Annotated in this window: 1 protein-coding gene (running past both ends of the window); it reads right to left on the minus strand. The window is 68.5% G+C overall.

All 14,597 nt of this window come from inside a single coding sequence — locus GFY24_RS05740, non-ribosomal peptide synthase/polyketide synthase (RefSeq protein ID WP_153803895.1), on the minus strand. Of the gene's 44,502 coding nucleotides, 17,041 precede the window and 12,864 follow it; the stretch shown corresponds to coding positions 17,042-31,638 (codon 5,681, partial, through codon 10,546, complete); reading right to left, the first codon wholly in view occupies positions 14,593-14,595. Both the start codon and the stop codon lie outside the window.

A 14,597-nucleotide genomic window follows, 5' to 3' on the forward strand; every position in this document is an offset into this window, starting at 1 on the left:
GTAGTCGGCGTACTGCACCGGCAGCGCAGTCCACTGCGGCGCTTCACCATTGGCGCGGGCCACGTATGCGGCCATGACGTCGCGCGCCATCGGGCCCATGGAGGAGCCGTCGGCGGAGACGTGATGCACGGTGAAGGCGAGTACATGCTCTTCGGTCACGCTGTCGCTTATGCGGAACAGCTTGACCGCCAGGGGCACCTCGACGGTGACGTCGAAGGTGGTCATGGCGAATTCGATGACCTTGCCGAGCAATTCGCCCTCGGTGACCGGTTCCGGCACCAGACCGAGGTCGGTCTGGGTGGCGGGCAGGATCACCTGGTGCGGGCCGTCCACCGACGCTCCACCACCCTGCGCTTGCGGGTAGACGGTGCGCAGCACCTCGTGGCGGCTGATCACATCGCCGATGGCCAGGCCCATGGCATTGAGATCGAGCGCACCGGTGAGGCGGACCGCGAGCGGAATGTTGTCCACGGCCGAGGTGCTGGTGTCGAACTGGTTCAGGAACCAGTAGCGCGCCTGTGCCGGGGACAGCGGCAGGTTGTCCGGGCGCTCCCCCGCGATCAGGCGCGGGCGGGTGCGGCCGGAACCGGCATGCCGTTCCACGCGTGCGGCGAGGGCCGAGACGCTGGAGGCTTCGAACAGATCGCGCACGGCCAGTTGGATATCCAGGGCCGCGCCGAGGCGGGCGGTGACCTGGGTGGCGATGAGCGAGTTGCCGCCGAGTTCGAAGAAGTCGTCGTCGACACCGACGCGACCGACCCCGAGGACATCGGAGAAGGTGCCCGCCACGATCTCCTCGATCGGGGTGGAGGGCGCGCGGAAGACCTTGGCCTCGAAGACGGGTGCGGGCAGCTGTTTGCGATCCAGCTTGCCGGAGGCATTGAGCGGGAAGGCTTCCAGGATGACGAAGGCGGCCGGAACCATATAGCCGGGCAGGGCCTCGTGCAGTTCGGCGCGCACACCCTCCACATCGATGGTGCGTCCGGCGGCGGGGATGACATAGCCGACCAGCTGATCGCCGAGGCGATCATCCGAGCGCACCACGACCACCGACTGGGCGATGGAATCGATTGCGGTGAGCGCGGATTCGACCTCACCGAGTTCGATACGCAGACCGCGCAGCTTCACCTGGAAGTCGGTGCGGCCGAGGTAGTCGAGTTCGCCGGCGCCGGTCCACTTCACCAGGTCGCCGGTGCGGTACATGCGCTGACCGGCGTGGAACGGATCGGCGACGAAGCGGTCGGAGGTCAGCTCCGGGCGCGCCACATAGCCGCGTGCCAGCTGTGCGCCCGCGAGGTAGAGCTCACCCGCGACACCCGGGGCGACCGGGTGCAGACGCGAATCCAGCACGTACACGCGGGTATTGAAGACCGGGCGGCCGATCGGCACGGAGAGCGTGTCGGCGGCCGTGACCTCGTGATAGGTGACGTCGACGGCGGCTTCGGTCGGACCGTACAGGTTGTGCAGTTGCGCGCCGGTGATCTCCAGCAGCTTGTGCGCGGTCGGTGCGGGCAGGGCTTCACCGGAGGCGAAAACCTGTCGCAGCGAGACACACTCGGCGGACTTGGCCTCGGCCACGAACACCGACATCATCGACGGCACGAAATGCGCTGTCGTGACGTCGTATTCGGTGATGAGGTCGGCCAGGTAGGCCGGGTCACGGTGGCCATCGGGCTTGGCGACGACCAGCTGTGCGCCAACCTGCAAGGGCCAGAAGAACTCCCACACCGACACGTCGAAGGTGGCCGGGGTCTTCTGCAACACCACATCGTCGTCGAACAGGCCGTATTCGGTCTGCATCCACACCAGGCGGTTGACAATGGCGGCGTGGCTGACCGCCACACCCTTCGGGCGGCCGGTGGAGCCGGAGGTGAAGATGACATACGCGGTATTCGACTCACGCAGCGGCGCAATGCGATCCGCGTCGGTGACCGGGGCGTCCGAGTACGCGGACAGCTCGATCTCGTCGATGCGCAGGGTGCGCGCACCGGCGTCGAAACCGTCGCGGGCGGTGGTGAGTACCCGCACCGGCCGTGCGGTGTCCAGGACGTAGCGGTTGCGCTCCTCCGGATGATCCGGATCCAGGGGCACGTACGCGCCACCGGCGGCGATAACGGCGTACATGCCGATCACCAGGTCGAGCGAGCGGCGCATGCCAAGGGCGACAAGCGAATCCGGTCCGACGCCCGTGGTGATGAGGTGACGGGCCAGCCTGTTCACCTGGGACGCGAACTCGCCGTAGGACAGAGCTGTCCCCTCGAACGCCACGGCCGGGGCCTTCGGCGTCTGTGCGGCCTGTACCGCGAACATGGACGCGAGCGTCACGTCCGCATCGGACTTGCGGCCCGCGAGGGCGACCCGGGTGACGTCGTACTCGGTGGCGTTCCAGGAGCGCAGCACGCGGCGGCGCTCCAGATCGTCGAGGAGTTCGATATCGCCGACCAGGGTGGCCGGCTCCAGCACGATGGTGGTCAGTGCGCGCACCAGGCGGTCCGCGAATGCCGACACCGTGGTGGGGTCGAAAATGTCGGTGGCGTAGGCGAATTCGGCGGTCATACCGTCGATCGCGCCGTCCGCGCCGAGGCGTTCGGTCAGGTTGAGGTGCAGGTCGAACTTGGCGGTCACCACATCCAGGGGCACGCCGGCGACTTCCAGGCCGGGGAGCGTGAAGGTGGCCTCACCGGTGTTCTGGAACGAGAGCATGACCTGGAACAGCGGGTGCCGGGCCTGCGAGCGGGCCGGGTTGAGGATCTCCACCAGGCGCTCGAAGGGCAGGTCGGCGTGGCCGAAGGCGGCCAGGTCGGTGTCCTTGGTGCGGGCGAGCAGTTCGGTGAACTTCTCCCCCGCGTCGACGGCCGTGCGCAGCACCAGGGTGTTGACGAACATGCCGATGGCGTCGTCCACGGCCGCTTCACCACGACCCGCGACCGCGGTGCCGATGGCGATGTCATCGCTGTTGGACAGGCGCGCCAGCACCGCCGCGAAGGCCGCGTGCACGACCATGAACAGCGATGCGCCGTGCTCGCGGGCCAGGGTGTTGAGCCCGTTGAGCAGTGCGGTGTCGATCGAGAACTCGTGCACGCCACCGCGGTTCGAGGCCACGGCCGGGCGCGGACGATCGGACGGCAGATCGATCTGATCCGGCAGCCCCGCCAGGGCACTGGACCAGTACCCGACCTGCTGCGAGATCAGCGAGTCGGCGTCCTCCTCGGAGCCGAGGGTCTCGCGCTGCCAGAGCGCGAAGTCGGCGTACTGCACCGGCAGCGGTTCCCACTGCGGCGCATTGCCATTCGCCCGCGAGGCGTACGCGACCATGACATCGCGCGCCAGCGGACGCACCGACCAGCCGTCACCGGAGATGTGGTGCACCACGAAAACCAGTACGTGCGTGGGTGTTTCGGCGTCTTCGACCCGGAACAGCCCGGCCCGCACCGGCGGAGCGGCGGTCACATCGAACCCGGTCAGCACCAGTTCGGCGACGCGGTCACGCAGCTCGGACTCGGGTACGGCGATCGGCGCGAGGCCCAGGCCGCCATTGAATTCGGCCGAACCGGCGTGCTCCGAGTCGTTCCCGGCCGCGCCCGAGTTCCCAGCCGCGACCCCGTCGAGGTGCAGTCCGGCATCCAGGCGGACCTGGTCGGACGGCAGGATGACCTGCACGCCACGGCCTTCGGCGCTCGTAGGGTAGACGGTGCGCAGCACCTCGTGCCGGTCGAGCACATCGCCGACCGCGTGCAGCAGGGCGGCCACATCGAGTTCGCCGGTGAGGCGAACCGCGAGCGGGATGTTGTTCACGGCAGAAGCGGTGTCGAAGCGGTTCAGGAACCACATGCGCTGCTGCGCGAGGGACAGCGGAATCTCTTCCGGACGTTCCTGCGCGACCAATTCGGCGCGACGACCGGTACCGGACTGCGCCTCGACGCGCGCGGCCAGGGTGGCGACCGTCGGAGCGTCGAACAGGGTCCGCACCGGGACGCGGGTATCGAGGGCCGCGCCCAATCGCGCGACCACCTGGGTGGCGATGAGCGAGTTGCCGCCCAGCTCGAAGAAGTCGTCCTCGGCGCCGACGGGGTTCTCGAGTCCGAGCACCTCGGCGAAGACCTCGGCGACGATCTCCTCGGCACGCGTTGCGGGAGCACGGAATTCGCGTGCGGCGAACTCCGGCTCGGGCAGTGCGCGGCGATCGAGCTTGCCATTGGCATTGAGCGGGAAGGCCGCCACCGCGACGAAGGCGGCCGGAACCATGTAGGACGGCAACTGCGCCGACAGGTGCGCACGCAGCGCCTCCACATCGACCGCTGCCGCGGGCAGGGCAACCGTGCCATCGGCGACCGACGCACCCGAAACGGGCGCACCCATCGACGGATACGAATCCGCCTGTGCGGTGGTCTGGGTGCCGGACGGGACCACGTAGCCGACCAACTGGTCGCCCGTGCGGGCATCCGAGCGCAGCACCACGACAGCCTGGGAAACCGAGTCGTGCGCGGTGAGCGCGGCCTCGATTTCGCCGAGCTCGATGCGCAGACCACGCAGCTTGACCTGGAAGTCGGTGCGGCCCAGATACTCCAGTTCGCCGTCCGCGGTCCAGGTGACCAGGTCGCCGGTGCGGTACATGCGCTTGGACGTGCCGAACACCGGGAACGGGTTGGCGACGAACCGATCGGCGGTCAGATCCGGCCGCGCCACGTATCCGCGCGCCAGCTGGTCACCGGCGAGGTAGAGCTCACCGGCCATGCCGGGCGCGACCGGGTTCAGGCGCGAATCGAGCACGTACACCTGGGTGTTGAAGACCGGGCGGCCGATCGGCACCGTCTCGGTGTCGGCGTCCACGACCCGGTGGTAGGTGACGTCGACGGCGGCTTCGGTCGGGCCGTACAGGTTGTGCAGTTCCGCGCCGGTGAGCGCACGCAGCTGCTGCGCGGTGGTGGCGGGCAGGGCTTCACCGGAGGCGAAGACCAGTCGCAGGCTGGTGCTCGCGGCGGCCGCGGGCTCGGCGATGAATACGGCCAGCATCGACGGCACGAAGTGCGCGGTGGTGACGCCCTCGGCGGCAATGACCTCCGCCAGGTACACCGGGTCGCGGTGGCCCTCCGGCTTGGCCACGACCAGTTTCGCGCCGATCTGCAAGGGCCAGAAGAACTCCCACACGGACACGTCGAAGGTGGCCGGGGTCTTCTGCAGCACGACGTCGGCGGCGGTGAGCTCGTACTCGGACTGCATCCACACCAGGCGGTTCACGATCGCGGCATGGCTGACCGCGACGCCCTTCGGGCGACCGGTCGAACCGGAGGTGAAGATGACGTACGCCGTATTCGAAGGATGCAGCGGCGCAAGGCGATCCGCATCGCTCAGCGGTGCGTCCGAGTAACCGGAGAGGTCGAGCGCGTCCACCGCGAGCACCTCGGCGCCGGCATGGTCGAACCCGTCCCGCTCGGTGGTCAGCACACACACCGGCCGCGCCGTCTCGAGCACGTAGTCGATGCGATCGGCGGGCTGATCCGGATCCAGCGGCACATACGCGCCACCGGCCTCGAGCACCGCGTACATGGCCACGACCAGATCCAGCGACCGTCGAATGCCCAGCGCCACCATGCTGTCCGGGCCGACTCCGGCCTCGATCAGCTTGCGCGCCAGCCGATGCACACGCCCGGCGAGCCCGGCGTAGGACAGACCCATGCCCTCGAAGCTGAGGGCTATCGCGTCCGGAGTCCGCTCGGCCTGCGCCTCAAACAGCGCTACGAGGGTGTTCGCGGCATCACCCGTCGCGGGAATCCGCCACAGATCGTTCCGGGCCATATCCACGGATTCCGACGCGGACCAGTCGACATCGGAGCGCTCGACCGCATCGGTCTGCTCGGCGACCAGCTCGCCGACGGTGGCGTAGGTGCGGTTCCATTCCAGCAGCACCCGCGCCCGCTCGCTGCCGTCGAGCAGGTTGATATCGCCGATCGCGGTATCCGGCTGCGCCGCAATGGCTTCCAGCAGGCGGTTGAAGCGGGCAGCGAAGCGCTCCATCGTCGCCGGGTCGAAGAGGTCGGTGGCGTAGATGAGTTCGGCGGTAATGCCCGACGGGGTGGTGCCGACGCCGTTGCCGGAGACATTGTGGGCCGCGGTGGCTTCGGTGAGGACCAGTTGCAGGTCGAATTTGGCGGTGTCGAGGGGGAGGTCGACGCCGCTGACAGTCAGGCCGGGGAGCTCCAGTTCGGCGGGGCCGGTGTTCTGGAACGAGAGCATGACCTGGAACAGCGGGTGCCGGGCCTGCGAGCGGGCCGGGTTGAGGATCTCCACCAGGCGCTCGAAGGGGAGGTCGGCGTGGCCGAAGGCCTGGATATCGGTGGCGCGCACCGATTCCAGGAGTTGGTTGAAGCCCGCGCCGGTGTCGATCGGCGTGCGCAGCACCAGGGTGTTGACGAACATGCCGATGAGATCGTCGAGGGCGCGCTCACCACGACCGGCGACGGGGGTGCCGATGGCGATGTCCTGCTCGCCCGACAGACGGGACAGCAGCGCGGCCAGGGCGGCGTGCGCCACCATGAACAGCGTCGCACCCCGGCTGCGCGCCAATTCGACCAGCTTGCCGTGGGTTTCGGCATCGATGGTGAAGGTGTGGGTGGCACCGCGACCGGTGGCGACCGCCGGACGCGGGCGATCGGCGGGCAGGTCCAGCTGGTCGGGCAGGCCGCGCAGGGCCTGGCTCCAGTACGAGATCTGCTGTGTGATCACCGATTCCGCGTCGGCCTCGTCGCCGAGCACGGCACGCTGCCACAGCGCGTAATCCGCGTACTGCACTTCCAGTGGCTGCCAAGCGGGTTCGCCGCCCTCGACGCGAGCGCCGTAGGCGGTCATGACATCCCGGGTGAGCGGGCCCATGGAGAACCCGTCGCCGGAGATGTGGTGCACCACCAGCGCGAGCACATGCTCGGTGGGGCTGACCTCGAACAGGCGAGCGCGGAACGGTACATCGACGGTGACGTCGAAACCGGTCCGCACCACGTCCGAAAGCGCCTGCGGCAGTTCGGCTTCGGTGACATCGATCGGCGTCAGGTCCGGAATGACCAGGCCGGTGGGGACGATCTCCTGGTACGCGGTGCCGTCGATCTCGGGGTACCGGGTGCGCAGCGATTCGTGCCGGGCCAGCACATCGGCGACGGCGATCTGCAGCGCCTGCCGGTCCACCAGACCCGAAAGGCGTACGGCCGCGGGGATATTGTCCACGGCCGATTCGGGGTCGAACCGGTTCAGGAACCACATGCGCTGCTGTGCGAGCGAGAGCGGCAGGCGTTCCGGTCGCTCCTGCGCGATGAGCGCCTGCCGCGCGCCCGCACCGGAGTGCGATTCGGCGCGCGAGGCGAGCGCGGCCACACTGGAGGCTTCGAAGATCTCCCGCACACCCAGCTGGGTATCCAGGGCCGCCGACAGGCGCGCCGCCACCTGGGTGGCGATCAGCGAATTACCGCCCAGGGCAAAGAAATCGTCGTCCAGACCGACCCGTTCCAGGCCGAGAACCTCGGCGAAGACACCCGCCACGATCTGTTCGATCGGGGTGGTCGGGGCGCGGAAGACCGCCGCCTCGAAGACGGGGGCGGGCAGGGCGCGCCGGTCCAGCTTGCCGGAGGCATTGAGTGGGAACTCGTCGAGGACAATGAGTACCGACGGCACCATGTACGCGGGCAGTCGTTCGGCCAGTTCGGCACGGGCGCCGTCGATATCGACGGTGCGGTTCGGGGCCGCGATCACATAGCCGACCAGCTGGTCACCGGTGTGCTGGTCACCGCGCACCACGACCACCGACTGCGCGACCGAACCGACTGCGGTGAGCGCGGATTCGATCTCGCCGAGCTCGATCCGCAGACCGCGCAGCTTGACCTGGAAGTCGGTGCGGCCGAGATATTCGATCTCGCCTTCGGCATTCCAGACCACGAGGTCGCCGGTGCGGTACATGCGCTCGGAGGAGCCGAACGGGTTGGCCACGAAGCGATCCGAGGTGAGGTCGGGGCGCGCCACATAAGCGGTGGCGAGCTGATCGCCCGCGAGGTAGAGCTCACCCGCGACGCCCACCGGAACCGGCCGCAGGCGTGAATCCAATACGTAGACCTGGGTATTGAAGACCGGTCGGCCGATGGGCACCGAGTCCACATCGACGGCGGTCACATGGTGGTAGGTGACGTCGACGGCGGCTTCGGTCGGGCCGTACAGGTTGTGCAGTTCGGCGCCGGTGATCTCGCGCAGGCGATGGGAAGGCTTGGGCGAGAGAGCTTCACCGGAGGCGAAGACCATGCGCAGGCTGGTGCACTGCACCGCCGCCGCCTCGGCCACGAACACCGCGAGCATGGACGGCACGAAGTGGGTGACCGTAACGCCCTCGCGTGCGATGAGTTCGGCGAGGTAGGCCGGATCGCGATGCCCGTCGGGCTTGGCGACGACCAGCTTCGCGCCGATCTGCAAGGGCCAGAAGAACTCCCAGACGGACACGTCGAAGGTGGCCGGGGTCTTCTGCAGCACGACATCATCGGCGAGCAGCCCGTACTCGGACTGCATCCACACCAGGCGGTTGACGATCGCCGAGTGTGGCACCGCCACACCCTTCGGGCGACCGGTGGAGCCGGAGGTGAAGATGACGTACGCGGTATTCGATTCCCGCAGCGGCACAGTGCGATCCGCGTCGGTGAGCGGAGCGGCCGAGTAGCTCGACAGATCGAGCAGGTCGATCCGCACCTGCGCGGTGTCGACCGGCAGATCCTCGCCGGAGGTCAGCACAGTCACCGGATCGGCGGTGGACAGGATGTATTCGGTGCGCTCGGCCGGATGATCCGGATCCAGCGGCACGTACGCGCCACCGGCCACAGACACGGCGTACATACCGACCACGAGGTCGATGGAACGCCGCATTCCCAGCGCCACAAACGATTCCGCGCCGACACCGCGCTCGACAAGCCAGCGCGCCAACCGGTGCACCCGCTCGGCGAACTCGCCGTAGGACAGAGCTGTAGCCCCTTGGGAGGTATGGGCGTGCTCGAACGAGAGGGCGATGGCGTCCGGCGTCCGCTCGGCCTGCGCCTCGAACAGCGCGACCAGGGTGGCGGCGGCATCGTCCGAGGACTTGTTGTCCGTCATGACGGCGAGCACGGTCTCGACGTCGTAGGCGGTGTCGTTCCATTCGGTGACGACGAGGTCGTGCTCGTCGGCGTCGAGAAGTTCGATATCGCCCACTGCCGCAGCGGGTTCCGTGGTGATCGCGGTGAGGACGCGGATCAGGCGGTCGGCGATGCGGTGGACGGTGTCCTCGTCGAACAGGTCGCGCAGGTAGCCGGCGCGGATGCGCAGGCGGGTGTCGAGCTGGGCGATGAGGGTGATCGGGTAGTGGGTGGCGTCGGCGGCGTCGAGGCCGGTGACGGCCATACCGTCGATATCGGCGGCCTGGGCCTGGATGCCCTCGGCGTCGACGGGGTAGGACTCGAAGACCACGAGGGTGTCGAAGAGTCCGCCGATGCGGGCGGCCGACTGGATATCGGCCAGACCGATGTAATGGTGATCGAGCAGATCGGCCTGCTCACCCTGGGTGCGGTTGAGCAGCGACTGCGCCGACTCGGCCGGGTCGAAGGCGACGCGCACCGGCACGGTGTTGATGAACAGACCGACCATGGATTCGACCCCGGCCAGCTGGGCGGGGCGCCCCGAGACCGTGGTGCCGAAGAGCACATCGTCGCGCCCGGTGAGGCGGCCGAGCAGGATGCCCCAGGCGACCTGGAGCACGGTGTTCGGCGTGACGCCGATCTCCGCGGCCAGGGCGGTCAGCCGCGAAGTCGCGGTCTCGTCGAGCTCGAAGAAGTACTCGCCGGAGAGCGCGGTGATCTCGCGACCGGCATCGGGACGGGTGAGCAGCGTCGGTTCCGAGACCCCGCGCAGCGCCTGCTTCCAGGCGTCGAGGGAGGCCGAACGGTCCTGCTGCGCAACCCATTCCAGGAAGTACCGGTAGGACCGCACGGGCGGCAGCACGCTGGTGTCGGAGTGCGTGGCGTAGAGCACCAGCAGGTCCTGCATGAGCAGCGGCATGGACCAGCCGTCGAGCAGGATGTGGTGGTTGGCCACGGCCAGCTGCCAGTGGTCGGCGGCGGTGCGCACCAGCGTGTAGCGGATGAGCGGCGGTGCGGTGAGGTCGAACCGGTGCATGCGGTCGGCGGCGATGAGCTGTTCCGCCGCGGCCTGCCGGGCATCGGGATCGGCGATACCGGTGAGGTCGTGGGCGGCCCAGGCCACCTGCACGCTGTCCAGGACCACCTGGACGGGCACGCCGTTGGCATCGGAAACGTATGCGGTGCGCAGGATTTCGTGTCGATCCAGCAGCGCCTGGGCGGCCGCGCGCAGGCGGTCACCGTCCACGCGGCCGGTGAGGGTGAGTACGGCCTGCGCGGTGTACACATCCACGGAGGTGGCTGCCAGTTGCGCGTGGAAGAGCAGACCGGCCTGCAGCGCGGACAGCGGCCACACCTGGTCGATGGCGCCGAAGCGCTGTTCCCAGCCGTCGATATCGCGCTGGGCGATTTTCACGAGACCGAAGTCGGACGGGGTGTGTCCACCGGCCTGCGCCGATTCCGCATGGTGCGCAACGGCTTCCAGCGCGGAGGTCCACAGCGCGCCGAATTCCGCGACCGCCGCGGCGTCGAGCAGGGTGCTCGGGTAGCCGATATTGGCGGTCAGCTTGTCGCCGACCACGATGGCATTGATATCGATCGGGGCCATGGCGGGCATATCGGCGTCGTACGCGCCGCCGAGATTGCCGAGCTCCGCGGCCGGAATCCAGCCGAACCCGCGCAGCGCCTCGGGCACATCGCCCTCATTGACGCGGCCCAGGTAGTTGAAGCTGACCTGACCGGGCAGCTGCTTGGGCAGCTGATCGGCGGTGGCCTGGTTCAGGTAGCGCAGCAGGCCGTAGCCGATGCCCTTGTCGGGCACCGACAGCAGCTGTTCCTTGACGGCCTTGATGGCGCGGCCCATGGCGGGACCGCCGGTGAGGGCGGCGTCCACATCGATCTGCGAGAGGTCGAAGCGAACGGGGAAGATGGCGGTGAACCAACCGACCGTGCGGGACAGGTCCGCGCCGGGGACGACTTCTTCCTCACGGCCGTGGCCCTCGAGGCGCACGAGGGCAGTGTTGTGCCCCCGGGCCTGCTCCCCCACCATCCCCTTGTCCGAGCGCCACTTCGCGACCGCCAGGGCCAACGCGGTCAGCAGACCGTCATTGACACCGCCGTGGAACAGCGCGGGCACGGTGGTGAGCAGCGACTTGGTGGTCTCGGCCGAAACCTCGACCTTGTGCTTCTCGACCACCGCGGTGATATCCACGGCCGGATCCATGGCGCGCTCGGTGAGCAGCGGATCCGGGCCGTCGACAATGCCGCGCCAGAAGTCGAGTTCGGCGAGGCGCTCATCGGTGGCGGCTTCGCGCTCGAGGGCGTGTGCCCAGGTGCGCATGCTGGTCGCGGGGGCGACCAGTTCGGGGGTCTGTCCGGCGGAGATCTGACCCCACGCGGTGACGAAGTCCGGCACCAGGATGCGCCAGGTGACGCCGTCCACCACGAGGTGGTGCGCGGCCACGATGAGGCGACCGGCGCGGGACGTATCGCTCGGTGCGAGCCAGACGAACCGAACCACGATGCCCGCGGTCGGATCGAGCTTGTCGAGGGTGTCATCCAGTGCGGCGGAGGCGATTTCGACGAGCTCGGCATCCGAGACGCGCGCATCGAATTCGGTGCGGTCGATGAGCGAATCCACATCGACGGTGCCGGCCGCGCCGGTCTCGACGATCCAGTCCGCACCCGGCATCCGCCGCAGGCGCGCCCGCAGCATGTCGTGCCGATCGACGACCGCGCCGACCGTGGCGGCGATACCCGCCCGGTCGATGCCGATCGGAAGTTCCAGGGCCATGGTCTGGTTGAAGCGCCCGAATGAGCCGGGCCGCTCAACCATGAACCGCACCACCGGAGTGAGCGGCATGACGCCTACTCCCCCGCCTGGCAGTTCGAGCAACTGCGGAGCCGAATCACTCTGACCGTCGGCGGTTTCCGCGACAGCCGCCAGTCCGGAGACGGTGCGCTGTTCGAAAACATCACGCGGACTGAAGACCACGCCGCGCGCCTTGGCCCGCGACACCAGCTGAATGGAGACGATGGAGTCGCCGCCGAGCGCGAAGAAGGAGTCGTCGATACCGACCCGCTCCAGGCCCAGCACCTCGGCGAATACCTCGGAGATGGTGTGCTCCAGCGTATTACGCGCGGCACGGAACACCACCTCGGTGGCGAAGACCGGTTCGGGCAGCGCCTTGCGATCCAGCTTGCCGACCGGGGTCAGCGGGACCCGGTCGATGATCATGACCGAGGACGGCACCATATAGGTCGGGAGCCGCTGTTCGACATGCGCGGTGACCGCGCCGATATCGACCGAATGACCCGGCGCGGCAACCACATACGACACCAGCGAGACGGCACCGGCGGCATTCTTGTGGCCGATGGTGACGGCGAAGTCCACACTCTCGTGCGAGGCCAGGGCGGCGTCGATCTCACCGAGTTCGATACGGAAACCGCGCACCTTGACCTGGAAGTCGGAGCGGCCGACGTATTCGACCTCGCCGGTGTGCGTCCAGCGGACCACGTCACCGGTGCGGTACATGCGCCGGCCGGCGACGTACGGGTTGGCGACGAACCGGTCGGCGCTCAGGCCCGGACGCGCGTGGTAGCCGCGTGCCAGCTGAATACCCGACAGGTAGAGCTCACCCGCGACACCGACCGGCACGGGGCGCAGCCGGTTGTCCAGGATCAGCGACTGCATACCGCGGGTGGGGCCACCGATGGTGACCAGATCGCCCGCGACCAGCGCATCACTGATATTGGTCATGATGGTGGTCTCGGTCGGACCGTAACCATTGTGGAAGGCGCGAATACTGCCGTCCGCCAATGGAATCGCCCACTTGGCGACCAGATCGGCCGGGACCGCCTCACCACCGGCGGACAGTACGCGCAGCGTATCCAGTCCGGTCGGATCGAAGGTGGCCAGCGCGGCCGGGGTGATGAAGGCGTGCGTGACGCCCTCGGAGCGGATCAGCTCGGAGAGCTCCTCACCGCCGTAGACGCCCGGCGGGACGACCACCAGGGTGCCGCCCGCGCCGATGGCGAGCAGGAACTCCAGAATGGAGGCGTCGAAGGACGGCGAGGCGAAATGCAGTGCGCGCGAAGCGGAGTCGAGGCCGTAACGCTCGACCTGCTCGACACTGAAGTTGGCCAGACCGGCGTGGCTGACCACGACGCCCTTGGGGACGCCGGTGGAGCCGGAGGTGTAGATGACGTACGCCGGATGCTCCGGGCGCAGCGGGCGCACCCGATCGGTATCCGCGATGGCGTTGGCGGAGAACGACTTCAGGTCGAGTTCGTCCAGGACCAGCCACTCCACCGACTCCGGCAGATCGGCGCGGACCGAGGCCACGGTCAGGCCGACCGGGGAACCCGAATCGGTGACCATATGCGCGATGCGGTCGGCCGGGTAGTTCGGATCGACCGGGACGAAGGCGGCACCGGTCTTGGTGACCGCCCACTCGGCGAAGTAGGAGTTGTCCGAGCGCGGGACGGCAATGGCGACCAGGTTCTCGGTGCCGATACCGCGCTCGATGAGCAAGCGCGCCAGGCGATTCGAGCGCTGGTCGAGGTCGGCGTAGGACAGACCTGTCCCTTGGAAGCGGACGGCGGTAGCCTGCGGATCGCGGGCCACGGCCTCGGCCAGCAGCTCCGGCAGGGTGCGGCCCGGGACAGCCGGGGCACCGAAGCGCGCGGTGAGGTCGGTCCGTTCGGACCGGTCGAGAATATCGATGGCCCCGACCGCGATCTCCGGATCGGCGGCAATGGCCTCCAGCACGCGCAGCCAGCGCTGCGCGAAACCGGCGGCGGTGGCCTCGTCGAAGAGATCCACGGCGTAGGTGAGCGCCAGCGCCATGCCCGAATCCGCTTCGGACAGCGTGAATTGCAGGTCGAAGCGGGAGATGTTCTCGTCGAGATCCAACGCCGCGACGGTCAGCCCGGGCAGCTCGAGGGTGCCGCGATCCAGGTTCTGGAAGGCGAGCACGACCTGGAACAGCGGATTACGGGCCTGCGACCGCTCCGGAGCGAGCAGCTCCACCAGACGCTCGAACGGGACATCGGCATTCCCGAAGGCGTCCAGGTCGATATGCCGGGCGCGATCGAGCAGATCGGAGAAGGATTCCGCCGGGTCGATACCGGTGCGCAGCACCAGGGTATTGACGAACATGCCGACCAGATCGTCGAGCGCGGCCTCGCCACGACCGGCGACGGGGGTACCGACGGCAATGTCATCGCCGCCCGAGAGCCGGGCCAGCAGCACCGCGAGCGCGCTGTGCATGACCATGAACAGCGTCGAACCACGCCGGCGCGCAATATCTTCCAGCGCGCCGATCAACTCCGCGTCGAGGGTGCGCGCAAGCGTGGCACCGCGATGCGAGGCCACCGCCGGGCGCGGCCGATCGGCCGGCAGCGCCAGCTCATCCGGAATCCCGTCCAGATTCCGCTGCCAGTAACCGACCTGGCGGGCCATCA

The organism is Nocardia sp. SYP-A9097, assembly GCF_009649815.1.
Classification (GTDB): domain Bacteria; phylum Actinomycetota; class Actinomycetes; order Mycobacteriales; family Mycobacteriaceae; genus Nocardia.